Raw genomic sequence first — 23,986 nt, forward strand, 5'->3', positions numbered from 1 at the left:
AGCCCATTGGTTGATTGTGTGTAGTGCCGCCTGTTCGGGCGCCTTGGGACATTGTGGATAGATGAAATCGGTAACGGCCCGGGGGCCGCAGGAGAGTCCGCTTGAGAGCCTGATAGCTCCATTGAGCCCTCAGGAATTCTTCGATTCCTGGTATGAGCGGGAATATTACCGCACGCCCGGCCCGGTTGCCGCCGTGCAGGATTTGCTGAGCATCGACCGGATTGACGAGATCATTTCCGATTCCGAACTGCCGCCAACATCGCTGACCATGGCCAAGTCCGGGCAGGGTCTGCCGGCAGAGGAGTATACTTTTGCCAATGGCGTGATCGATCGCGGCAGCGTGCTCGATAACTTCCGCAATGGGGCCACTATCGTCCTGCCGCAGCTGCACTTTGCCGATGGCAAGCTGTACACATTCTGCCTTGCGCTGGAGCGGGAATTTGGCGCGCGGATACAGACCAATATCTATCTCACGCCCAGCAATGCGCATGGTTTCGGCATCCATTACGATGACCATGACGTGTTCGTGATCCAGGTGTCGGGTTCCAAGAAATGGGAAATCTACGGCAACCGCGAGCAATTGCCGTTCAAGGGCGAGGGCTTCCGCCGCGAGCGTGACGATGTGGGTGAACTGCGGGAAAGCTTCACGCTCAATCCCGGAGAGTGCCTGTATGTCCCGCGCGGCATGGCGCACCGGGCACCCAATGAAGGGGACGAGGTCAGCCTGCACATCACCGTGGGCATCATTGTTCAGACCTGGGCGGAATTCATGCTGGAGGCGGTGGCGGAGGCCAGCCTGCGCATCCCTGAAATGCGCCACTCGCTGCCGCGAACGCTCTATTTCAACGAGGGCGAACGCGCCGCGAACGAGGCGATTTTCCGCTCGCTGGTGGACCAGCTACGCGACAAGGCGAATTTTGAAGCGACGCTCTCGGTATTCGGCAGCAATTTCATCATGGACCAGGGCACGCGCGTGCGCGGTGCACTCAATACGCTCGCTGCCGGCATCGCGGCGGATGACAGGTTCCGCGTACGTGAGGGCATTCTCTATTCGATGGAGCTGGAGGGCGAAGAGCCGCAGGTGACGCTGGCGGGGTCCGCCATCACCCTGAAGCCGGACCTCGCACCGCAACTGGCTGAGCGACTGGCTGCCGGAAATCTGGCGATCAGCGATTTCAGCGTGGAGGATGCGGAAGATTTGCGTGACACGGTGGAAACGCTGGTCGCCTTCGGCCTGCTTGAACGCGCCTGAGCCGCCAGTCCTGAGCCGCCACCCCCAAACACCAACAAAAAAGCCCGACCGAATGAACGGCCGGGCTGGAAGTTTTTGGGAGAGGATGCCTGAAAGGCACCCCCTCTATGTGCGGGCGCGGCCCATCACACAAACGCGATTACTGCACCAGCCATTGCGCTTTTTGCACGTGACTGAATTTTCAGGTGAATCGACTCAGAAAGCGGGTTCGTAGCCGGGGGGCAGATCGCCCTCATCGCCGTCCTGCGAGGCGCCGGGAACGTGGATGCCGCATTCGGTCTTGTCCCATCCGCGCCAGCGTCCGGCACGCGGGTCCTCGCCCGGTTTCACGGTGCTGGTGCACGGCGCGCAACCGACCGAAAGATAGCCTTGAGCCTCCAGCGGGTGGCGCGGCAGATCGTGCAGGTCGAAGTAGGCTTCCAGATCGTCCTTGGTCCAGTCACCCAGCGGGTTGATCTTGAGCCGGCCGTCCTCAACTTCGAAACGCGGCAGGTTTTCACGGGTAACGGACTGGAAGGCCTTGCGGCCCGAAATCCACGCATCGAGGCCGGACTTGGCGCGCGCCAGCGGCTCCACCTTGCGAATCTCGCAGCAGCCATCGGGGTCCCAGCTCCAGCGCAGGCCGTTCTCGTCCTTCGCCGCCAGCACGGCGGCATCAGGGGTGACGACGGAGGAATTGGTCAGGCCCAGCAGGCTGGTCAGCGTGTCACGGTACTCCAGCGTCTCGTCAAACATCTTGAGCGTATCGACAAAGATCACCGGCACCGATGCATCGGCGCTGGCCACCAGGTGCAGCAGGACCGCGCTCTCCGTTCCGAAGGAGGAGACAACCGCCACGCGGCCAAGCTCTCCCTCGGCGAACAGCTGGCCCAGCATGGTGGACACATCCACGCCCTTGAAGCGCAGGTTGAGGCGATCGGCATCGGTCTGCGTATAAGCAGGCGCGGTGTCGATCACGTCGCGCTGACGGGCAATGGGATCGGCTTCAGCCATGGCGCAGGGTCCAGATCGGCACGCGCGCATCGGTGGTGGGCTGATAGACATCGGGAAAGCGCGCAAGGGCGGCTTCCACGTCGCCTGCATCCAGCGGCTGGGCAGGGGCGAAACTGTCAAAACCGCAGCGCTGCATATAGGCGATCTGGTCCACCAGCACATCGCCCACGGCGCGCAGTTCGCCGGTGTATCCGGCCTCACGCAGGATGCGCGATGCGGAATAGCCGCGTCCGTCGCCAAAGGCGGGGAAGTTGACTTCCACCAGCCGGATGCGGCCCAGATGCGGCAGCAGGTCGCGGGCGTCATCGCCCGGCTCTATGCGGACGGCCAGCGCGTTGGACTGGCCGACGAAGGCCTCAACCGTGACGGCGGGATCGCCGACGGGATCATCGTTGCGAAAGCGAATTTGCGCGGTCTCACTTGTAAGGGTCTCAGTCATAAAGAGCCTCCTTGAAAGGGGCCATGCCGATCCGGCGATAGGTATCGAGGAAACGCTCCCCCTCGGTGCGCTGGGCGAGATAGACGTCGGTGGCCTTTTCGACCGCATCGACAATGCCGTCCTCGTCAAAGCCGGGGCCGGTGATCTTGCCGATGGAGGTATCCTCCGCCTCCGACCCGCCGAGCAGCAGCTGGTAGTTTTCAGTGCCCTTCTTGTCGACGCCGAGAATGCCGATGTGGCCCGCGTGATGATGCCCGCAGGCGTTGATGCAGCCGGAGATCTTCAGCTTCAGCTGGCCCAGCTCATCGCCCTTGCCATTGGCGGCAAAGCGCTGCGAAATCTTCTGCGCCACCGGGATCGACCGGGCATTGGCCAGGCTGCAATAATCGAGGCCGGGGCAGGCGATGATATCGTCGATCTGGTCGAGATTTGGCGTGCCCAGACCGGCCGCGTCCAGCGCCGTCCACAGATCATGCAGGCGACCGATTTCGACATGCGGCAGGACGATGTTCTGCGTGTGCATCACGCGGCATTCGTCAAAGCTGAACTCGCGCGCCAGATCGGCCATCAGGTGCATCTGCTGCGCCGTGGCATCGCCCGGAATGCCGCCCACCGGCTTCAGGCTGATGACGGCGGAGACATAGCCCGGCGCCTTGTGCGGATGGGTATTGCGATCCATCCACAGCGCGAAATTGGGATCGCTGCGGTCGGCACTTGTCGGCAGGCCGGTCTTGAAGGCGGGATCGGCGAAGTAGGTGCGGATGCGCTCCAGCTCGGCAAAGGGCGGTTCGATGCCCTGTTCCAGCAGGTGGGCGAATTCGCCCTCCACCTGCCGCGCATATTCCTGCGCGCCCATTTCATGGACCAGGATCTTGATGCGCGCCTTGTACTTGTTGTCGCGCCGGCCATAGCGGTTGTAGACCCGCAGGCAGGCCTCGCAATAGGTGACCAGCTGGTCCAGATCGACCCATTCGCGGATGCACGGGGCGATCATCGGGGTGCGGCCCATGCCGCCGCCGACAAAGAACTTCGCGCCCAGCTCGCCTGCGTCATTCTTCACGATCTGGATGCCGATATCGTGCAGCTTCATGGCCGCGCGATCGCTTTCGCTGGCGATCACCGCGATCTTGAACTTGCGCGGCAGATAGCTGAATTCAGGGTGGAAGCTGGACCACTGGCGCAGGATCTCCGCATAGGGGCGCGGATCGACCACTTCATCCGCCGCAGCCCCTGCAAAATGGTCCGAGCTGATGTTGCGGATGCAATTGCCGCTGGTCTGGATGGCGTGCATTTCCACCTTGGCGAGGTCCGCCAGAATGTCACCGGCATCCTCCAGCTTGATCCAGTTGTACTGGATGTTCTGGCGGGTGGTGAAATGGCCATAGCCGCGATCATACTTGTCGGCGATGTCGGCCAGCGCGTGCATCTGCGCACCGCTCAGCGTGCCATAGGGCACCGCCACGCGCAGCATATAGGCATGCAGTTGCAGATAGAGGCCGTTCATCAGTCGCAGCGGCTTGAACTGGTCTTCGGTCAGCTTGCCTTCAATGCGGCGCTGCGCCTGATCGCGAAATTCGGCCACGCGGGCATCGACCATCGCCTGGTCATATTGGTCGTACAGATACATCAGATCACCTTTGCGATGGCCGCAGCGTCATCGGGTTTGAGGGTCAGGTCGGGGCGCACGGTCGGGCCAAGTGCGCGCACGCGGTCCTTGATATGGGCGGGGCGGGGGCCTTCCGGCGTGGCTTCGGCGGCAATTGCATAGGATGCATTGACCCGGCGCGCGGCTTCCTCGCGGGCAAGGATCGCCTCACCCTGATCGCCGACATCGACCGCGTCTTCCACATGGAGTGACCAGTTCTGGCCATCCCACCATACGACAGCACCGGTCTTCAGGTCGTTTCCGGTCAGGATATTCACTGCTGCATCACTCCAATTGTCTGTATTGCCGCTTTTTCAATGAGTTGAGCGGTCACTTCTGCGGTCACTTCGCCGATCACGATCAGCGCGGGGCTTTTCACCCGTTCACGTTCCACCAGATCGGGCAGGGCGGCGAGTGGTCCGCGCAGCACGCGCATGTTGGCGCGCGCGCCATTCTCGATCACCGCGAGCGGCATGTCCGGGGCAAGCCCGTCCGCCATCAGTTTCTCGGCAATCTGCGGTGCGGTCTTGACCCCCATGTAGATCACCAGCGTGCGGCCCTGTCCGGCCAGACCGGCCCAGTTCTGCTCGGTCAGGCCCTTGCACTGCCCGGCCACGAAGGTGACGATGGAGGAATGATCGCGGTGGGTCAGCGGTATCTGCGCTGCGGCTGCTGCACCATTGGCGGCGCTGATGCCGGGGACCACTTCCACGCGGACACCGGCGGCATTGGCAGCCTCTGCCTCTTCGCCGCCGCGCCCGAAAATGAACGGATCGCCGCCTTTCAGCCGGACCACATCATGCCCCGCCAGCGCCTCGCGAACGAGCAGGGCGCAGATGTCTTCCTGCGCCATGGTGTGGCGCGCGCGCTGCTTTGCGACGCTGATCAGCCGGGCATCGGGACGCGCCAACTGCAGTATTTCAGGATCGACCAGCCCGTCATGCACGATCAGCCGGGCAGACCCGATCAGCCTGGCTGCGCGCACGGTCAGCAGGTCCGCTGAACCCGGACCTGCGCCGACGAGATAGATCGTGCCATGGTTTTCCATGGCGGCTAAATGATGCCAGTGGCCTTTTCAGGCCAGTGAGAATGAGTGTTGCGGGGCTAAGGTGAACTTTACCGCCCCCTCAAGTACGGCTTTCAGTCGGCCTGTTCGCGCTTGTCCATCCGCTGCGAAATTGCTGCCACCAATTGCTGGAACTGGGCGTTGTCGCGCAGGTTGAGATCGCGCTGAGGGAAGGGGATCTCGATGTCGTTTTCCTGGAACAGGTCCCACAATCGCTTGAGCACGGCAGAGCGGACATTGCCCACGCCTTCCTCCGGATCATCGATCCAGCAGTGGATCACGAAATTGACCGAGCTGTCGCCATATTCGCTCATCCACACGCTGGGCGGCGGATTCTTGAGCACGCGGTCCACGCTTCGGGCGGCCTCCAGCATCAGTTGCTCGGCCTTGTTCATGTCGCAGCCGTAGGACACGCCAACGCTCACCTGCATGCGTACCTGGCGCGAGGAGTAGGACCAGTTTTCCACCTGATTGATCATCAGGTTTTCATTGGGAATCAGATATTCACGCTCATCCCTCGTGGTCACGGACACGGCGCGAATGCCGATCTTGCGGATCTGGCCGAACGTCTCGTTGCCCGCCTGATCGGCAATGGCGATCACGTCCCCCGGCTTGATCGACCGGTCCATCAACAGGATGATCCCGGCGATCAGATTGCCGAACGTCTTCTGCAGGCCAAAACCGATGGCGAGGCCGAATGCGCCCGAGAACACCGCCAGAGCGGTAAGATCGATACCCAGCATGTCTATGCCGATCATGATGGCGATGGCCCAGACGGCAACGCTCAGCAGCTTTTCCGCCAGCAGTCGCTGCGACGGGTCGAGCTTGGTCGCGCGCCGCAGCAGGCTGTGGGCAAATTTCGTGAACAGCCGCGCGAAGAGCAGAATGCCGACCACAACCAGCACCACCACCAGCGCTGTCCAGATCGAAAAGCGCGTATCGGCGAAGGTGAAGCCCCATGCATCGAGCTGGTGAACGATTTCGGCAAAAGTGCCGCTCTTTTCGGCGACAGCGTCTTTCAGCGCCTCGGCTCCGGCGACGACTTCTTCTCCCGTGGAGGATGGTTGCGGCTGGCTTATCTGGCTCATAATTTTCCCATTGCATCAAGGGCCTGGTGCAGATCCTGAATTAAATCAGCAGGATCCTCCAGGCCGATGGACAATCTAATGCCATGTCTGTCCTCCTGTTGCCACCCGGCAGGGGGCCACGGTGTTTCGCTGCGCGCGCGGCTGGGGTCAAAGGGGATGGCCAGGCTTTCAAATCCGCCCCAGCTGTAACCGATGCCGAACAGCTCCAGCGCATCGATGAAGGCGGCGCTTTGGGCCGGGCTGGCACCGCGCAGCACAAAGCTGAACAGGCCGCAGCCGCCGGTGAAGTCGCGTTGCCACAGTGCATGGCCGGGCGCGCCGGGCAGCAGCGGGCACAGCACATGCGCCACTTGCTGCTGGTCTGTCAGCCAGCGGGCGATTTGCAGTGCACTGGCCGTGCTGCGTTCCAGCCGCAGCGGCATGGTTCGCAGGCCGCGCAGCGCCAGGGCTGCATCATCGGGAGAGACCACCACGCCCAGTGCCTGGCTCTTGTGCCGCAGCTTGCGATAGAATTTCTCGTCCGCAGAAGCAGAACCCATCATCAGGTCCGAATGGCCGCCAACGTGCTTGGTCAGGCTCATGATGGAAATATCGCAGCCGCGCTCCAGCGCGGGAAAGCCCAGTGCGGATGCCCAGGTGTTGTCGATCAGGCTGACCGCGCCCTTTTCCCGCGCGGTGGCGGCCATGGCGGGGACATCGCCCACTTCCATGGTCAGGCTGCCCGGACATTCGAACAGCACGGCTTTGGTCCGATCACAAAACTGGCCGGCGAAGCCTGCGGTATCGAGTGGATCGAAAAAACGCGTCTCAATGCCGCAATCGGCCAGCACGGCGCGCGCCATCATGCGGCTTGGCTCATAGGCATTGTCAGTCACCAGCAGCACATCGCCTGCACGAAGCACCGCCAGCAGCGCGCCGGAAATGGCGGAGACGCCGCTGGGATAGAGCACGGTTCCTGCCGCTCCCGGCTCAAGCTGCGTCAGCGCATCGGCCAGCGCCCATTGCGTGGGTGATCCGCGGCGACCGTAATAGAAATGCCCGTCTTCATCGGGACGGCCTGCGGCCAGGTCTGCGCTGTCGGCATAAAGATGCGTGCTGGCCCGCCAGATCGGCGGATTGACCACCGCGCCTGTCCATTGCTTGCGGCGGCCGGCCTCTACGGCCCTGGTTGCCGGCCCACGGCTTTTCCCCTTGCCGCCTTCTTTCACACAGCCTCGCCCATTTCCTTGGGCAGGGCGGGATCGGCGCCCCATTCGCTCCAGCTGCCGTCATACAGGGCAACATCGTCCTTGCCGGCAAGATGCAGCGCGAACAGCAGCACCGATGCCGTCACTCCGCCGCCACAGGTGGTGACGATGGGGGAGGTCAGGTCCACGCCTGCCGCCTTGAAGGCCGCTTCAATAGCCGCCGGGTCCTTGTATGTTCCGTCTGGGTTGAGCACCTGATCGAACACCACATTGCGCGATCCGGGGATGTGGCCGCTGGCGATATTGGGGCGGAAATCGCCTTCCTCACCCGTAAATCTCTTGGCGCCGCGCGCATCCACCAGCTGTTCTGCCCCGCTGTCGATATTGGCCAGCACCTGCGCCTTGGTGCGCAGGCGGTCCGTGCCAGCCGGGGTGGGCGCATAATCGCCGGGAGCGCTGGTGACATCGCCGCTTTCCAGCGGGCGGCCTTCGCTGCGCCATTTGCCCAGCCCGCCGTCCAGCACGGCAACCTGCTTCACGCCGTTCAGGCGGCAGATGAACCATGCGCGCGCCGAGGTTTTGACATAGGAATCGTCATAGATGACCAGTCGCTGGTCATTGCTGATGCCCAGCTTTGCCATGCGCGCGGCGAATTGCTGCGGTGTGGGGACTGCGCCGGGCACGGGCGATTCCGGATCGAACAGGCTGGCCAGATCCAGAAAGCGCGCGCCGGGAATATGCTCCTTGGCGAAATCCGCGGCGGGATCGCGCCCGGCATCGGGCAGATGGGTCGATGCATCCAGAATGACCAGATCGGGTGAGCCAAGCTCGCGTGCGAGCCATTGGGTTGAGACGAGACTATCCATGTGCACGGCGTAGAACATGGCTGCGCTCAGGTAAATGTGTCGCAGCGTCAGGGCGCAAAAACCTATGACTTGTAACGCCGGTGTGAAAGCGGCATCAGGCGGGCCATGACCAAGGATGTATCTTCGTCCGCCCCGCTGCATCTGGGGCAGCACAGCGCGCTCCCGGCATCACCCGATGAAGCGGTGCTGGATTATGTGCCCAATCCGCGCGCCGGATCTTTGTATCTTGTGCGCTTTGCCGCGCCTGAATTCACATCGCTGTGCCCGGTGACCGGCCAGCCCGATTTTGCCCATCTGGTGATCGATTATGCGCCGGGGGACACGATCGTGGAATCCAAGAGCCTCAAGCTGTTCCTGGGAGCTTTTCGCAACCATAATGGCTTTCATGAGGATGTGACCGTGGGCATCGGCCAGCGGTTGTTCGAAGAAATGCAGCCGCAATGGCTGCGGATCGGCGGCTATTGGTATCCGCGCGGCGGCATTCCGATCGACGTTTTCTGGCAAAGCGGGAAACCGCCCGAAGCCCTGTGGCTGCCCGATCAGGGTGTGCCTTCCTATCGCGGACGGGGCTGACACTTGCCTCCTCTCCAACGCTTCGACTAGGACCGGCCAGGACTTTCGAAAACCGCATAAGGGCATTGGACGCCCATCACAAAATAGGGATTCATGGATGCGTATCGTTATGATCGGGACGGGCTATGTCGGCCTTGTTTCAGGTGCCTGCTTTGCCGATTTCGGGCATCATGTCACCTGCGTGGACAAGGACAAGTCCAAGATCGACGCGCTGCTCGATGGCCGTATTCCAATTTTCGAGCCGGGGCTCGATGCGCTGGTGGAAGCCAATGTCGAGGCTGGCCGGCTCAGCTTCACGCTGGATATCGCCGAAGTCCTGCCACACGCCGATGCGGTGTTCATTGCAGTGGGCACGCCTTCCCGCCGCGGCGATGGTCATGCCGATCTGTCCTATGTCTATGCAGCTGCTGCGGAAATGGCCCCGCTGCTGCGCGATGGCGCCGTGGTGGTGGACAAATCCACCGTTCCTGTCGGCACGGGTGACGAGGTTGAGCGGATCATTGCAGAGACAAGCCCGGGCCTGAAGTTTTCCGTAGCTTCCAACCCCGAATTCCTGCGCGAAGGTGCGGCAATCGACGATTTCAAGCATCCGGACCGGGTGGTGATCGGTGTCAACGATGACCATGCCGAGCAGGTGTTGCAGGAGATTTATCGCCCGCTCACCCGCAATGAATCGCCAATCCTTTCGATGAGCAGGCGCGCAGCGGAGCTGACCAAATATGCCGCCAACGCCTTCCTCGCGACCAAGATCAGCTTCATTAACGAAATCGCCGATTTGTGCGAGAAGGTGGACGCCGATGTGAGCGATGTCGCCAAGGGCATCGGTCTGGACAGCCGCATCGGTTCGCGCTTCCTCCAGCCGGGGCCGGGCTATGGCGGATCATGTTTCCCCAAGGACACGCTGGCACTGCTCCAGACGGGCCAGCAATATGGCGCTGTCTTGCAGATCGTGCAGTCGGTGGTGGACGTGAACAACCGGCGCAAGATGGCCATGGGGCAAAAGGTGATCGATGCCATGGGCGGCGATGTTGCGGGCAAGACCGTGGCGCTGCTGGGGCTGACCTTCAAGGCCAATACCGATGACATGCGCGATTCGCCCGCCATCGATATCGCCAAGGCATTGCAGGAGGCGGGCATCACCGTGCGCGCCTATGATCCCGAAGGCATGGAAACATCCAGGGCCGTGATCGAGGGCCTGACCTATTGCGAGAATTCCTATGACGCGATGACCGGCGCCGATGCGGCTGTTATCGTCACCGAATGGGATGCCTTCCGCGCGCTGGACCTTGTCCGCGCCCGCGAAGTGCTCAACGATCCGCTGCTGGTGGACCTGCGCAATCTTTACAGCCGTACGGATGTGGAGAAGCAGGGCCTGCGCTATGTTGCGGTAGGGCGCTGACAGCGGAACGCTCGCCATCCTGCATCAATCGATTCCAGTGACCGATTGACGCAGCTTCAATAGCACCGGCCCGCATTGACAAGGCCTGTACCCATCATCATCCTGCCCACGTGGTGGAGAGCGATGTATGTCCAAGGGGGGAGTGCGACCGATGAGTGCGAACGGTCCGGAGCGAGCGCGAATGAGTATCCGTCAGCTGGTGCTGGGCGGAGCGGCGGTTTTTTCGCTGGCCATGGTGCCTCTCGCGCAATCGGTTGCGCAGGGTAACGGGCCCAGTGCAACCCAGCTGTTCTGGGGTGAGCTGCACCTGCACACCAATCACTCGCTCGATGCCTATATAACCGCCAATACCACCGTCACGCCGGACATGGCCTATCGCTATGCGCGCGGCATTCCGATCCAGCAGCCGGGCCTTGATCGCAAGATCCAGATTCGTCGCCCGCTGGATTTCATGGCGGTCACCGACCATGCGGAGATGATGGGCCTGTTCACCCTGCTCAACCGCGCGGATGAGACCTTGCTGGCAACCCCCTGGGGGCGGCGCGCGATGGCAGCCCATGTGCGCGATCCGGGCCGTGGCGGTGCGATGAGCGTGACCACCGCGGGCATGGCTGGCCCGCCTGCGCCCGAATTGCAGGAAATGATGAGCCAGGTCTATTCCGATGCGGTGCGCAGCACGGCCTGGAGCGTGGAGATCGAGGCGGCTGAGCGCAATTACATCCCCGGCACCTTCACTACCATGTTCGGCTGGGAATGGTCCTCTGTTGTCGATGGCGGCAAGAACCTGCACCGCGTGGTGGTGGCCAATACCGATGCCGAAGGTGCGGCCAGCTTCATCCCCTACAGCAGCCAGGACAGCCAGCGTCCGGAGGACCTGTGGGCATGGATGTCCGCAACTCGCGAGCGAACCGGTGTCGACTTCCTCGCCATCCCGCATAATTCGAATATTTCCGGCGGTTTGATGTTCCAGATGACCGACAGCGACGGGCAGCCGATTTCGGCCGCCTATGCCCGCGCCCGGCAAAGCTGGGAGCCATTGGTGGAAGTGACCCAGGCCAAGGGCACGTCCGAAGTCCATCCGGAGATCGCCACCAATGACGAATTTGCCGATTTTGAAATCCGCCGCAAATTGCTGATCGGCACGCCGACCCCGGCGGATGAAGGCGATTACGCCCGGTCCGCCCTGCTGCGCGGCCTGCAGATCCAGGACCGCACCGGGGTCAATCCCTACAATTTCGGCATGATCGGTTCGACCGACAGCCACACCGGTCTCAGTTCGGTGCAGGAGAACGATTTCTACGGCAAGCTGGTGTCTGATATCCCGCTCAGCCAGCATGTCATCGGACCGCGTCCGGTCATTTTCCCGGCATGGGAAATGGGCGCATCGGGCCGGGTGGCCGCCTGGGCGGAGGAGAACACGCGCGCTGGCATCTTTGCTGCCCTGCGGCGCAAGGAAGTCTATGCCACCACCGGACCGCGCATTGCGCTGCGGATGTTCGGCGGCTTCAATTTCACCGCCGCCGATGCCGATGCGCGCGATATTGCCGCGGTCGGCTATGCGCGCGGCATACCGATGGGCGGGGACCTGACGGCTGCACCTGCGGGAAGAGCGCCGGAACTGTTGATCCACGCGGTCAAGGACCCGCTCAGCGGCAATCTTGACCGGGTGCAGGTGGTCAAGGGCTGGATCGACGATGACGGCGAAGCGCATGAGCGCATTTATGACGTGGCATGGTCCGATGGCAGGCAGAAGGATCGCGCCGGTCATCTTCCCGCCGTGGGAAACACCGTCGATCTGGAAACGGGCCTTTACACCAATTCCATCGGTGCAGTGCAGCTCGCCACCGTGTGGACCGATCCGGATTTCAAGGCCGATCAGGCGGCATTCTACTATGTTCGCGTGCTGGAAATCCCCACGCCGCGCCATTCGCTGCTGGATGCGATCGCGCTGGGCATCGATGTGGCGCAGACGGGCCAGCCGGCCACCATCCAGGAACGCGCTTACTCTTCGCCCATCTGGTATACGCCGGTCCGTTAAATGAACCTCCTGCGACTGCTCCTCAAGGAGCCGCTTACCCATTTCGTGTTGCTGGGCGGCTTGCTGTTTGCGGCCTATTCACTGGTGACGGAGCGGGACGTGCTGGATGCGGATTCACGCGTGATCACCGTCGATCGCGAGGCGTTGACGAATTTCCTGCAATACCGCTCCTCGGCATTCGAGCCGGGCTTTTTCACGGCGCAATATGACTCCATGTCGGACGAGCAGCTGGCCGAGCTGGCGCGCAGCTACGTGCGTGAGGAGGCGATGGCCCGCGAGGCGAGTGCGCTGGGTCTGGACAAGAACGACTATGTCATCAGGCGGCGCATGGTGCAGAAGATCGAATATCTCGTCGCCGGTGCCGATCTCAATCCCCGGCCGCCCACCGAACAGGAACTGCGCACCTATTTCGAGGCGCACATGGATGACTTCCGGCAGGATGCAGAGTTCACCTTCACCCATGTGTTTGTCGATGCGGAGAAGGACCATCCCGGCGGAATGGAAGCCGAGGCGCGGCGCCTGCTGGCCCGGTTGCGCTCTGCCCATGCGGGCTTCAACGATGCCCCCGCCTATGGTGACCGGTTCCCCTATCAGCGCAATTATGTGCGCCAGTTCCTTGGGCCGATAGCCAATGAGCTGGGGCCTCAATTCGCGGCCAGGCTTGCAGCCTTGCAGCCGGGTGAGAACTGGCAGGGGCCGTTTGCGGGCAATTACGGCCTTCACCTGATCCTGTTCACCGACCGCACGCAGGCGCGGGAGCCGGACTTCTCCGAAGTGCGCGAACAGGTGCTTGCCGCCGTGCAGGAGGAGCGCCGCACAAGCACCAGGGAAGCGCTGCTGGACGAGCTCGTGGACCAGTATGAACTGCGCTATGTCGGCGTGCCGTCGATCGAGAGCCTTGCCGGTAATGGGGACTCCTGATGCAGCGGGCGGTGCTGCGGGTCTTGCTGTGCCTGCTGGCCTGCATGGCTGCCAGCCTGTCGGTCATTCCCGCAAAGGCCCATGATGCGCGCCCGGTTTCGGTCCTGATCCGTGAGCTGCCGGGCGATCGCTTCGCCCTGAGAGTGCGCGCGCCGGATAGTGTGACGATGGACAATCGGCCGCATCTGCTGCCTCCTGCCGGGTGTCAGCCCGTCACCATCGGTGATGAGGGGGAGGGTAACCGCGCGACCGACATGATCATTGCCTGCACGGGCGGAGTGCAGGGCCGCGAGTTCGAGCTGGTTTTCCCGATCTACAACCCGTCATTGTCCACTCTGTACCGACTGGAGCAGCTTGGAGCGCCGACAATTTCAGCGCTTCTCCCGCCCAGTGAAGCGGTGTGGCAAGTGCCTCAGGAGCCGTCGAGGCTGCAGCTGTTCGGCGATTATCTTCGCCTTGGCATGGAGCATATTTTTGGCGGTTTCGACCATCTGCTGTTTATCGCCGGGCTGCTGATCATCGCGGCAACATGGCGGCGGACGCTGATTGCGCTGACAGGGTTTACCGTGGCCCATTCGGTCACGCTGGCGCTGTCCACGCTGGAACTTGTGCGCCTTCCGTCTGCCCCGGTGGAGGCGGCCATTGCCCTGTCGATCCTGTTCCTGGCGGCGGAGATCGTGCGGGGCCGCAAGGACAGCCTGACCTATCGTTACCCAACCGTGGTCGCATCGCTGTTTGGCCTGCTGCATGGCTTTGGCTTTGCCAGCGTGCTGCGCGAGATCGGCATTCCCGGCGCAGAGATCGGCACCGCGCTGCTGGCATTCAACCTTGGCGTGGAAGCGGGGCAGATTGTCTTTGTCGCTGCCATTCTTGGCATCGCGGCGCTGGCATCGCGCCTTGCCCGCAGCCAGCCCCGCCTTCAGCGCGTATTGGCCCGGCCGCTGGCGACGCGTGTGGCAGCCTATGCCCTGGGCACCATCTCGGTGTTCTGGCTGTTCGAACGCGTCAGCAATTTTGCCTGAGGCGTTCTGCCCGGTCGATCCAGCAGCGGCCCGGTGGCGTCAGGTCGCAAAAAGGGGTGATGGTGCCGGCTGCAGGAGTCGAACCCGCGGCCTGATGATTACAAATCAACTGCTCTACCAACTGAGCTAAGCCGGCCCACTGCCGCGCCCTTTGGCTCAAGAGACGCCGAAGGTCCAGCCCTCTGTTTGCGCAATGTGCGGGGTCAGGGCGGATGGCGCCCATAAGTTGCTGCGTGAGTGACTGGCGCGCAGCCATGCGGCGGTGATCAGCGCGTCGCTGGAATGGTCGTCTATCGCACCGCTGCCACCCACGGCTTCGCTGCCCAGCGCGATCAGCGCCGCGTCCAGTTCCTCATGACTGCGGATCTTGCTGCGCGAAGCGGAGCGGCCCGCCGCAATGGCTGCCAGCGAGGTGTAAATCTCCACCAGCACCGATCCGGTTTGCGGCAATGGGTCGATCGGCCAGACGGGCAGGTGACCGCGAAGCCGGTTCAGCAGCCGCATTCCGGTGAGGCTGGATTTGCCGACCTGCGCCGCGCCCACCAGGTTGAAATTGCTGTATGGCTTGCAGCCTTGGGCCGCCTGCAATGTCTCGGTCACCCGGAACCGGCCGCGCCCGCCGCCAAAGCGTTCCCCCTCACGCCCGCCATGACGGCGGAAATAGCGGCTGAGCTGATGGTGATCGACAAAGGCGGAGGCGGCGTAATGGTCGTCCCCCTCGCAGATATTATCGATCAACGCCCACAGCGCCGGAGCATCGGGAGGGCTGGCATCCCAGCCGGGGAAATAGGCGCCGTGGTCGGCAAAGGGCAGGGCGATGCCCAGGTCGAGGCCCACCAAAGTGTCTGGCGGAAGGTCATTGCGCAGGATCTCCAGCACCTCGCTGCGGTTCCAGCCGTTGCGGCGTTCCACCAGCACCGGCGGTCCGCCATCTGCGTGGGCAATGGCCATCGCAATCGCCTTGTGCCGCTCACCCTGCGCGCCGGACCAGTCTATCGCGATGAAATGCGAGAAGGGCCTAGGCACCGCGCTCCTCGCGCAGGCGGTTCCAATAGGCGATGCGCTCGTTCACCTTGCGCTCAAAGCCGCGTTCCACCGGCTCGTAATAGGTTTGCGGCTGCATCTCGTCGGGCCAGTAATTGTCGCCCGAAAAGCCGTGCTCGGCCTCATGGTCATAGGAATAGCCTGTCCCGTAGCCGATATCCTTCATCAGCTTGGTCGGCGCGTTGAGGATGTTTTGCGGCGGCATCAGGCTGCCGGTCTCCTTCGCGCTTTTCCACGCAGCCTTTTGCGCCTTGTACACGGCGTTCGATTTGGGCGCGGTGGCGAGGTAGAGGCAGGCCTGTACCAGCGCCAGCTCCCCCTCAGGGCTGCCGAGGAACTGGTAGGCGTCCTTGGCCGCAAGGCATTGCGGCAGCGCATTGGGATCAGCCATGCCGATATCCTCCACCGCCATGCGCACCAGCCTGCGCGCCAGGAACAGCGGTTCCTCCCCCGCCACCAGCATGCGCGCCAGATAATACAGCGCTGCCTGCGGATCGGAGCCGCGCACGGATTTGTGCAGCGCTGAGATGAGGTTGTAATGCCCCTCCCGGTCCTTGTCATAAACTGCCATGCGCCGCTGGAGGAATTCGCCCAGCGCGGCGGGATCGAGCGGCTCGGCGATGTTTGCCGCATACAGTGTTTCAGCCTGGTTGAGCAGGAAGCGGCCATCGCCATCGGCAGAGGCGATCAGCGCGTCACGCGCCGCCGCCGTCACGGGCAGGGGGCCTTCCAGCTCCTCCGCCCGGTCCAGCAGCTGGCCCAGCGCCCGCGCATCGAGCCGGTGCAGGATCAGCACCTGCGCGCGGCTGAGCAGGGCGGCGTTGAGTTCGAAGCTGGGGTTTTCGGTGGTTGCGCCCACCAGCGTGACAGTGCCGCGTTCCACAAAGGGCAGGAAGCCGTCTTGCTGGGCGCGGTTGAAGCGGTGAATCTCGTCCACGAACAGCAGCGTGCGTTGCCCTGCCTCGCGCGCCTTTTCGGCGGCGGCAAAGGCTTTGCGCAGGTCCGCCACGCCAGAGAATACCGCGCTGACGGCTTCGTAACGCATGCCCACGCTGTCTGCCAGAAGGCGCGCAATGCTGGTCTTTCCGGTGCCGGGAGGTCCCCACAGGATCATGCTGGATAGTTTGCCGGCGTTGACCATGCGGCCAATCGCGCCTTCCGGCCCGGTCAGATGGTCCTGCCCGATAATCTCGTCCAGCGAGGCGGGGCGCAGGCGATCGGCCAGCGGGGCATCGGCGTCTGGCTGGTCGCTGCGCCGGGGCTGCTCCTGATTGTCTTCGAACAGGTCTGTCATGGGATTGGCAGATAGGGGCCCAGTGCCCGCATTGCCAAGACAACATCGCGCACGCAGAAATCCACCTCAGGGCGCATTACGCTGATTTGGCGGCAGCCTGACCGACCAGCCGCAGATAGGCGTCCGCCACAGCGCTGTTGATCGCATCCCAGGAAAATTCCCGGCTGCGAACCTCGCCCGCCGCGCCATGCGCGCGGCGCAGGTCGGGATCGGCGATATAGGTTTCCAGCACATCGGCAAAATCGCTGATGCGGCCGGGTTCCACCAGCCGCCCGGTTTCCCCGTCGCGGACCAGGCTGGTGCTGCCCGTGGCGCGCGCGGCGATGACGGGAATGCCGCTGGCCATCGCTTCCAGCGTTACATTGCCAAATGTCTCGGTAACCGAAGGATTGAGCAGCAGATCCATGCTGGCCACCGCCTTGCCCAGAGCCGGTCCGCGCTGGAAGCCGGCAAAGATGGCGCCGGGCACGTGTTCGGCGAAGAATTCCCTGGCCGGGCCTTCACCCACCACCAGCACCTTGTGCGCAGTGCCGCGCTTTTTCAGTTCGGCGATGGCATCGGAAAAGACGTCCAGCCCCTTTTCCATCACCAGACGGCCAAGGAAGCCGATCGCCACCTCTTCATCGGCGATGCCATATTCGCGCCGCCAGGCCAGATCGCGGCGAGCGGGATCGAACACATCGCGGTCCACTCCGCGTGACCAGATGGAGATATCCTCGTTCATGCCCTGCTCTCGCAGCACCGCCGCCATGCTTTCGGACGGAGCGACCAGCGCATCGCAGCGATTGTAGAAGCGCCGCAGGATCGATTCGGCAACAGGCTCCAGAAAAGCCATGTTGTAATATCGCGGATAGGTCTCAAACCGGGTGTGGACCGACGCCAGGATCGGCAATTTGCGTTCGCGCGCCCAGGTTACGGCCCTGTGTCCGGCAATATCGGGAGAGGCCACGTGCACCAGATTGGGCGCAAACTTGGCCAGGTCCCGTTTAACCGAGGCCGACAGGGCCAGCGGAATGCGATATTCGCCGCGCCCGGGGATGGGCAGGTTGGGCAGACCCACCAGCTCTCCCGCCGGTTCGAATGCGGGATCTTCCACCTTGGGGGAATAGACGCGCACCGACGCCCCCTGCCGAAGCAGGAAATCAACCAGCCTGTTCAGCGCCTGATTGGCGCCATCGCGGACGTAATTATAGTTTCCGCTGAACAGGGCAACGCGCAGATCGGCGATATCCATCAATGCCCCTTATGACAGGCTGCGCCCGATTGCGAGAGGCTGAGACAATGAAATCGCCTTGCAAAATCGTTCATTTAGCCTATTCGCTAAATAGCTATGCATGATGTCTTCGACGCTTTGTCCCATCCGATTCGCCGTCAGGTGCTCGAACTGCTCAAGCAGGGCGGCATGTCTGCGGGCGATCTGGCAGACCATTTCCCGGTCTCCAAGCCGACCATGTCGGGCCATTTCGCCAAGCTCAAGGCCGCCGGGCTGATCCTGGGCGAGAACCGGGGCGGGTCGATCATCTACACGCTCAACATGACCACGCTGGAAGAGGCGGTGATGGGCTTCATGGGGCGGATGGGGCATCGCAATGCCATGCATGAAGACCTGCCTGTTGGAGAAGGAAAGAAGACATGAGGGTAAGGGGATTGCTGATCGCTTCGCTGCTGGTGGTGGCCGCGATGGTGGGTTTTGCGTTCTATATGGATGCAACCTTGCCCGAAGGAGGGATGTTGCCCGTCCACTTCAACGCCGCCGGTCAGCCGGACCGTTATGACAAGGCGCTGACCGCCCTGCTGGTGGCGCCAGTCTCGCTGCTGGTGGTGTCGCTGATCATGGCTGCCACGCCTTTTCTGGAGCCGTTGCAGAACAAGCTGGAGCAATCCGCGCCGCTGCTGCGCGCGGTGTGGATTGGCATGATCGTGGTGATGATTTTCGTGCAGGTCAGCATCGCCGCGCCCGCACTGGGCTGGCAGCTGCCCCCGCGGATGTTCTACGCGGTGATCGGCATGTTTCTGATATTCCTGGGCAATATGCTGCCCAAGAGCCGACCGAGCTTCTTTGTCGGCATACGCACGCCGTGGACCATCATGGATACCGACAACTGGATCGCCACGCACCGGCTGGGCGGCAAGCTGATGATGGCCGCCGGAGCGGTCATCATCATCAATGCCTTTGTCGAAACCAGCGAGGGCGTGGCCATTGCCTTGCTGCTGGGTCCAATCCTGATCGCCGCCTTCGTTCCCTTCGTCTACAGCTGGTGGCTGTGGCACCAGAAGAAGGCGAGCGGCAGTTAGCTCGCCTTGGCGGAGCGGCTGGCCTTCTTGCGTTCGTTCGGATCGAGGTGACGCTTGCGCAGGCGGATGGAAGTCGGCGTGACTTCGACCAGCTCATCATCATCGATATAGGCAATCGCCTGTTCCAGCGTCATCGTCCGCGGCGGGGTCAGGCGAATGGCATCGTCCTTGCCCGATGAGCGGATGTTGGTCAGCTGCTTGGCCTTCATCGGGTTAACCTCAAGGTCACCCGGCTTGGCGTTCTCGCCGATGATCATGCCTTCGTACAGGGGCACGCCGTGGCCGACGAACAGGATGCCGCGATCTTCCAGCGAATTGAGCGAATAGGCATTCGCCTCGCCCGTACCGTTGGAGATCAGCACGCCGTTCTTGCGGCCTTCGATCTTGCCCTTGTGCGGGCCATACTTCTCGAACAGGCGGTTCATGATGCCGGTGCCGCGCGTGTCGGACAGGAATTCACCGTGATAGCCGATCATGCCGCGTGACGGGGCAGAGAAGGTGATGCGGGTCTTGCCGCCGCCGGACGGACGCATGTCGGTCAGTTCACCCTTGCGCACAGCCATCTTCTCGACAACCGTGCCCGAATGTTCGTCATCCACATCGATGATGACGGTTTCATACGGCTCGGTCTTCTTGCCGTTCTCGTCTTCGCCAAACAGCACGCGCGGGCGGCTGATGCCCAGCTCGAACCCTTCGCGGCGCATCGTTTCGATCAGCACGCCCAGCTGAAGTTCTCCGCGTCCGGCAACTTCGAAGCTGTCCTTGTCGTCTGCTTCGGTCACGCGGATGGCGACGTTGGATTCAGCTTCGCGCAGCAGGCGGTCACGGATCATGCGCGATGTGACCTTGGTGCCTTCACGGCCGGCCATCGGCGAATCGTTCACGGCAAAGCGCATGGACAATGTCGGCGGATCGATTGGCTGCGCGTGCAGCGGCTCGGTAACTTCAGGATCGCAGATGGTGTTGGAAACCGTGGTGGTGGTCAGGCCCGCAATGGAAATGATGTCACCGGCATTGGCTTCGTCCACAGGCACGCGCTCGAGCCCGCGGAAAGACATGATCTTGGATGCGCGGCCGGTCTCAACGACATTGCCGTCATTATCCAGGCTGTGGATCGGGCTGTTGATCTTGAGCGAGCCGGAGAACACCAGGCCGGTAAGAATACGGCCAAGGAAGTTGTCGCGATCGAGCAGCGTCACCAGGAATTTGAACGGGCCGTCGGGATCTGCCGAGGGAGGCGGCACGTGATCGACGATCTTCTGGAACAGCGGCGTCAGCGTGCCTTCGCGCGACTGCGGGTTCTCACTGGCATAGCCGTTGCGGCCAGACGCGTAGAGGACCGGGAAATCGAGCTGTTCGTCACTGGCGTCCAGGCTCACGAACAGGTCGAAAACCTCGTCCAGCACTTCCTGGATACGCTCGTCAGGGCGGTCGACCTTGTTGACCACGACAATTGGCTTGAGGCCAAGGGCCAGTGCCTTGCCGGTTACGAACTTGGTCTGCGGCATTGCGCCTTCGGAGGAATCGACCAGCAGGATCACGCCATCGACCATCGACAGGATACGCTCCACCTCGCCGCCGAAATCGGCGTGGCCCGGCGTATCGACGATGTTGATCCGCGTACCTTCCCAATCCACGCTGGTACATTTTGCCAGAATGGTAATGCCGCGTTCCTTCTCCAGGTCATTGCTGTCCATGGCGCGTTCTTCAACGCGCTGGTTTTCACGGAAGGTGCCGGACTGGCGGAACAACTGGTCGACGAGCGTGGTTTTGCCGTGGTCGACATGGGCGATGATCGCCACATTGCGTAAGGGCGCGGACATAAAATAGGACCTTGGATTTGCGGGAGCAGGATTCTTGGCAAATTGCCTCTGCTGACGGGCAAGCCCCTAGCGGAGCATGGCTGCGGCTGCAAGGCGCAAGAAAACCGCGGAAACCGTGGGATTATGCCAGAAAACCCTCCGGTGCCTCCTCAGGCGTGTGATGTTTTTGCACCATCAGTAGTTTCTTGCGCAACTTATTTCCATATGCGGATTGTTCTTACCGATTGCGCAAACTAATCCGCGCGGCCAAACTACAGACACTCAGGTCCGCCAAACAGATGCCGAAACAAGGCACAAACGGACCGAGAGGGAGAGATGGAGAAACACATGAAGATCAGGAACGCCGGCACCGCCGGTTATACCCGCATGTTTCTTTGCGGGGTCGCAGCCGTTGCACTTACAGCCCCTGTGGCTGTCCAGGCGCAGGATCAGGATGCAGCCCAGCAGGAAGCTGAAGATGCCGACGCCAGCACCGGCAATTCCATTATCGTTACCGCCACCAAGCGCGAAACCACGTTGCAGGAAACACCCGTTGCCGTCAGCGTGACGACGGCCGAGACGCTTGAACGCGGCCAGATCCGCGATTTGCGCGACCTGCAGAGCGTGGTCCCCTCGCTCCAGGTCGGTCAGCGCCAGAGCGTGGCCAACACCAATTTCTTCATCCGCGGCTTTGGCAATGGCGCCAATAATGCCGGTATCGAGCCCTCGGTAGGCGTGTTTGTGGACGGCGTATATCGTTCGCGCACGGCCGCCCAGATTACCGATCTGCCCAACGTCAGCCGCATCGAAGTGCTGCGCGGTCCGCAATCAACGCTGTTTGGCAAGAATGCCTCTGCCGGTGTGATCTCGATCACCACGCAGGAACCGCAGTTCGATCTAGAGGCGATGGGTGAATTCACCTATGGCAATCGCGACATGGTGATTGCCAGGGGTTTTGTGACCGGGCCGCTGTCCGATACGGTTGCAGCCAGCATCTCCGGCGGCATCAACCAGCGCGACGGCTACCTGCAGGACCTTGGCACGGGCGACAAGACCAACAACCGTGATCGCTGGTTCGTGCGCAGCCAGTTGCTGTTCGACAATCACGATAATTTCTCGGCCCGCTTCATTGCCGATTACGATTCGATCGATGAAAACTGCTGCGGCGTCGTCAACGTGCGCAGCAGCCCGGCCACCGGCGCCATTCTGGCGCTTGGCGGCAAGGTCACCGATCCGGCCGATCCGTTCGCCGGCGTGGTCTACAACAATTTCAATTCGACCAATGATATCGAGAACTACGGCTTCTCCGGCCAGCTCGATTACGACTTTGGCGGCTTCACGCTGACTTCGATCACGGCCTATCGCAACACCAATGCGGTGACCGCGCAGGATTCGGATTTTTCCAGCGCGAACCTGATCTATCCCAATGCGCAGGACCTCACGATTGACACGTTCACGCAGGAAGTGCGCCTGGCAGGTGAGCTGACAGACGGCATCGATATGCTGGTTGGCGTCTTCTATCTTGCCGAGGATGTCGATCAGACCAACGACCTGCTGTTTGCCAACCAGTTCCGTCCCTATGCCAACCTGCTGATACAGGCTGGCACGGGCGGGGTGTTTGACGTGCCGACGCTCGAAGCCACTTTCAGCTTCTTCGACGGGGTCAATTACGCCGGACAGTTCTTCGCCGATGGTCAGGGTTTCGATGAGGCCTACACGCTCAAGTCCGATGCGGTGTCCATCTTCGGCCAGTTCGATTTCGAGATCGCCGACGGGCTGGTGCTGACGCTGGGCGGCAATTACACCGATGACAGCAAGACCTTTACGGCCAATGCGATTTCCAGCGACGTGTTCTCGTCAATCGATCTGGACGCGCCGCAATATGCGGCCTTCCGCAATCAGGTGCTGTATGAAGGCGGTGTCGCCCAGACCGTTGGCGATGCGCTGGGTCTGGACCGGCTGGCAACCGAGGCCGAGATTTTCGCCTTTGCGACCGACCCGGACACCGCCGCCTTCTTCCCGACCATTCAGGCCGGTGCACAGGCCTATGCCGATGCCAACATGAACAATCCGCTGGCCAATCCGCTGGCGCCGCTGCGGGCCTTGCAGTTCCTGCCGCCGTTCCTGGCTGTTCCCAACCAGGTGGAAAGCGGCAAGGTTGGCGATGACAACTTCAGCTACACCGCCCGGCTGGCCTATGATCTCTCACCCGATGTCAATGTCTATGCCAGCTATGCCACCGGCTTCAAGGCCAGCTCCATCAACCTGTCGCGTGACAGCCGGCCTTTCCTGGCGGATCGCGCGGCGATCCTGAATGCCGATCTGGGCGTCAACAACCTGACCTATGGCAGCCGCTATGCCGCGCCGGAAAAATCGCGAGTGATCGAAGCTGGCATCAAGGCCAATCTGGATGATCTGTCGGTCAATCTGACGGTGTTCGATCAGGTCATCAAGGGCTTCCAGTCCAACATCTTCACCGGCACCGGCTTTGCCCTGCTCAACGCAGGCAAGCAGAGCACATTCGGGATCGAGCTGGACGGCGTGGCGACCTTTGGCGATCTGACGATCAACTTCGGCGGCACCTATCTGGACCCGGTCTATGACGATTTCCAGAACAGCTCCGTCGGCAACCTCACCGGCACGCGTCCGGCCGATGTTCCCGAATTTACCGTGCTGCTGGGCGCGCAATACGAATTCGATATCGGCCATGCCGTTATCGTCCCGCGCGTTTCCTATCTGTGGCAATCGCGCGAGCAGCTGATCGAGGGCCTGCCGGGCTTCCTGGTGCGCGGTCCTGACGGGGCGATTCTGGACAATACCGCGGCGCTTGCCGTGGCGGTTCCCTTCACCCGCGAGGTGAACGACCTGACCGCATCGATTGCCTATGAATGCGAATGCGGCGTGAGCCTGTCTGTCTGGAGCCGCAACCTGCTCAACAAGCAGGATCTCGGCGTGATCTTCGATTCGCCTGCGCAACCGGGTGCGGTTTCGGCCTATCCCAGCGATCCGCGCAGCTATGGCGCAACGGTTCGTTTCCGCTACTGACCGGGCAGAACACCACA

21 protein-coding genes and 1 tRNA gene are annotated in these 23,986 nt (G+C 62.2%); 9 read left to right on the forward strand and 13 right to left on the reverse strand.

From position 1 onward, the window contains the following. Positions 1-61: 61 nt before the first annotated feature. The gene (locus ABDZ98_RS14560; protein ID WP_160591607.1) at positions 62-1,252 is read left to right on the forward strand and encodes a cupin domain-containing protein; all 1,191 of its coding nucleotides are present in this window, start codon (positions 62-64) and stop codon (positions 1,250-1,252) included. Positions 1,253-1,447: 195 nt separating this feature from the next. On the opposite strand, the gene ABDZ98_RS14565 is transcribed toward ABDZ98_RS14560, so the two are convergent. The 8 genes from ABDZ98_RS14565 to ABDZ98_RS14600 all read right to left on the reverse strand — a co-directional run bounded on the left by ABDZ98_RS14565 (position 1,448) and on the right by ABDZ98_RS14600 (position 8,536). Then, on the reverse strand, positions 1,448-2,245 hold the full coding sequence (locus ABDZ98_RS14565; protein WP_160591609.1) for a phosphoadenylyl-sulfate reductase: 798 nt from the start codon (positions 2,243-2,245) through the stop codon (positions 1,448-1,450). Further along, the gene (locus ABDZ98_RS14570; protein ID WP_160591611.1) at positions 2,238-2,684 is read right to left on the reverse strand and encodes a DUF934 domain-containing protein; all 447 of its coding nucleotides are present in this window, start codon (positions 2,682-2,684) and stop codon (positions 2,238-2,240) included. The genes ABDZ98_RS14565 and ABDZ98_RS14570 overlap by 8 nt, the downstream gene beginning before the upstream one ends. Beyond that, on the reverse strand, positions 2,677-4,311 hold the full coding sequence (locus ABDZ98_RS14575; protein ID WP_160591613.1) for a nitrite/sulfite reductase: 1,635 nt from the start codon (positions 4,309-4,311) through the stop codon (positions 2,677-2,679). Before ABDZ98_RS14575 ends, ABDZ98_RS14570 begins: the two co-directional genes overlap by 8 nt. Further along, the gene (locus ABDZ98_RS14580) at positions 4,311-4,607 is read right to left on the reverse strand and encodes a DUF2849 domain-containing protein (RefSeq protein WP_160591615.1); all 297 of its coding nucleotides are present in this window, start codon (positions 4,605-4,607) and stop codon (positions 4,311-4,313) included. Before ABDZ98_RS14580 ends, ABDZ98_RS14575 begins: the two co-directional genes overlap by 1 nt. Further along, complete coding sequence (gene cobA / locus ABDZ98_RS14585) at positions 4,604-5,377, reverse strand: uroporphyrinogen-III C-methyltransferase (protein WP_160591618.1); 774 nt, start codon at positions 5,375-5,377, stop codon at positions 4,604-4,606. The genes ABDZ98_RS14580 and cobA overlap by 4 nt, the downstream gene beginning before the upstream one ends. A 92-nt stretch (positions 5,378-5,469) precedes the next feature. Further along, on the reverse strand, positions 5,470-6,483 hold the full coding sequence (locus ABDZ98_RS14590) for a mechanosensitive ion channel family protein (RefSeq protein ID WP_160591620.1): 1,014 nt from the start codon (positions 6,481-6,483) through the stop codon (positions 5,470-5,472). Next, positions 6,480-7,736, reverse strand: coding sequence for a cystathionine beta-lyase (gene metC / locus ABDZ98_RS14595; protein ID WP_160591622.1), 1,257 nt, complete (start codon positions 7,734-7,736; stop codon positions 6,480-6,482). Before metC ends, ABDZ98_RS14590 begins: the two co-directional genes overlap by 4 nt. Further along, positions 7,688-8,536 (reverse strand): sulfurtransferase, encoded by an 849-nt coding sequence (locus ABDZ98_RS14600; protein WP_160591624.1) that lies wholly within the window; start codon positions 8,534-8,536, stop codon positions 7,688-7,690. Before ABDZ98_RS14600 ends, metC begins: the two co-directional genes overlap by 49 nt. Positions 8,537-8,641: 105 nt before the next feature. On the opposite strand from ABDZ98_RS14600, the gene queF reads away from it, so the two are divergent. The 5 genes from queF to ABDZ98_RS14625 all read left to right on the forward strand — a co-directional run bounded on the left by queF (position 8,642) and on the right by ABDZ98_RS14625 (position 14,489). Beyond that, positions 8,642-9,109, forward strand: coding sequence for a preQ(1) synthase (gene queF / locus ABDZ98_RS14605; RefSeq protein WP_160591626.1), 468 nt, complete (start codon positions 8,642-8,644; stop codon positions 9,107-9,109). 97 nt (positions 9,110-9,206) lie between these two features. Continuing rightward, positions 9,207-10,508 carry a UDP-glucose dehydrogenase family protein gene (locus ABDZ98_RS14610; protein WP_160591628.1) on the forward strand — a complete coding sequence of 434 codons (1,302 nt, stop codon included), beginning with the start codon at positions 9,207-9,209 and terminating at the stop codon, positions 10,506-10,508. 181 nt (positions 10,509-10,689) lie between these two features. After that, entirely contained in the window at positions 10,690-12,546 is a 1,857-nt protein-coding gene (locus ABDZ98_RS14615; RefSeq protein WP_202386010.1) for a DUF3604 domain-containing protein, read from the forward strand. Further along, the gene (locus tag ABDZ98_RS14620) at positions 12,547-13,467 is read left to right on the forward strand and encodes a peptidyl-prolyl cis-trans isomerase (RefSeq protein WP_160591630.1); all 921 of its coding nucleotides are present in this window, start codon (positions 12,547-12,549) and stop codon (positions 13,465-13,467) included. It begins immediately after the preceding gene. Then, a complete protein-coding gene (locus ABDZ98_RS14625; protein WP_160591632.1) occupies positions 13,467-14,489 on the forward strand; it encodes a HupE/UreJ family protein in 1,023 nt (340 codons plus the stop codon). Before ABDZ98_RS14620 ends, ABDZ98_RS14625 begins: the two co-directional genes overlap by 1 nt. Positions 14,490-14,549: 60 nt before the next feature. Here the strand turns inward: ABDZ98_RS14625 and ABDZ98_RS14630 are convergent. From ABDZ98_RS14630 to ABDZ98_RS14645, 4 genes are all read right to left on the reverse strand, one after another. Further along, a tRNA-Thr gene (locus ABDZ98_RS14630) sits at positions 14,550-14,625 on the reverse strand. A gap of 20 nt (positions 14,626-14,645) precedes the next feature. Continuing rightward, positions 14,646-15,515 carry a hypothetical protein gene (locus ABDZ98_RS14635; protein WP_160591634.1) on the reverse strand — a complete coding sequence of 290 codons (870 nt, stop codon included), beginning with the start codon at positions 15,513-15,515 and terminating at the stop codon, positions 14,646-14,648. Further along, positions 15,508-16,827, reverse strand: coding sequence for a replication-associated recombination protein A (locus tag ABDZ98_RS14640; RefSeq protein ID WP_160591636.1), 1,320 nt, complete (start codon positions 16,825-16,827; stop codon positions 15,508-15,510). The genes ABDZ98_RS14635 and ABDZ98_RS14640 overlap by 8 nt, the downstream gene beginning before the upstream one ends. Positions 16,828-16,903: 76 nt before the next feature. Then, the gene (locus ABDZ98_RS14645) at positions 16,904-18,061 is read right to left on the reverse strand and encodes a glycosyltransferase family 4 protein (protein ID WP_160591638.1); all 1,158 of its coding nucleotides are present in this window, start codon (positions 18,059-18,061) and stop codon (positions 16,904-16,906) included. Positions 18,062-18,157: 96 nt separating this feature from the next. Between ABDZ98_RS14645 and ABDZ98_RS14650 the strand changes: the two genes are divergently transcribed. Together ABDZ98_RS14650 and ABDZ98_RS14655 are read left to right on the forward strand one after the other, a co-directional pair. Continuing rightward, the gene (locus tag ABDZ98_RS14650) at positions 18,158-18,463 is read left to right on the forward strand and encodes a metalloregulator ArsR/SmtB family transcription factor (protein WP_160591640.1); all 306 of its coding nucleotides are present in this window, start codon (positions 18,158-18,160) and stop codon (positions 18,461-18,463) included. Then, positions 18,460-19,122, forward strand: a complete 663-nt coding sequence (locus ABDZ98_RS14655; RefSeq protein ID WP_160591642.1) for an SdpI family protein — start codon at positions 18,460-18,462, stop codon at positions 19,120-19,122. Before ABDZ98_RS14650 ends, ABDZ98_RS14655 begins: the two co-directional genes overlap by 4 nt. Here ABDZ98_RS14655 and typA read toward each other — a convergent pair. Further along, the gene (gene typA / locus ABDZ98_RS14660) at positions 19,119-20,945 is read right to left on the reverse strand and encodes a translational GTPase TypA (protein ID WP_160591643.1); all 1,827 of its coding nucleotides are present in this window, start codon (positions 20,943-20,945) and stop codon (positions 19,119-19,121) included. The genes ABDZ98_RS14655 and typA overlap by 4 nt on opposite strands. 327 nt (positions 20,946-21,272) lie before the next feature. Here typA and ABDZ98_RS14665 point away from each other — a divergent pair, with 327 nt between their 5' ends. Then, entirely contained in the window at positions 21,273-23,969 is a 2,697-nt protein-coding gene (locus ABDZ98_RS14665) for a TonB-dependent receptor (protein ID WP_202386011.1), read from the forward strand. The last annotated feature ends 17 nt before the right edge of the window (positions 23,970-23,986 follow it).

The organism is Alteraurantiacibacter aestuarii (assembly GCF_039523595.1).
Classification (GTDB): Bacteria; Pseudomonadota; Alphaproteobacteria; order Sphingomonadales; family Sphingomonadaceae; genus Alteraurantiacibacter; species Alteraurantiacibacter aestuarii.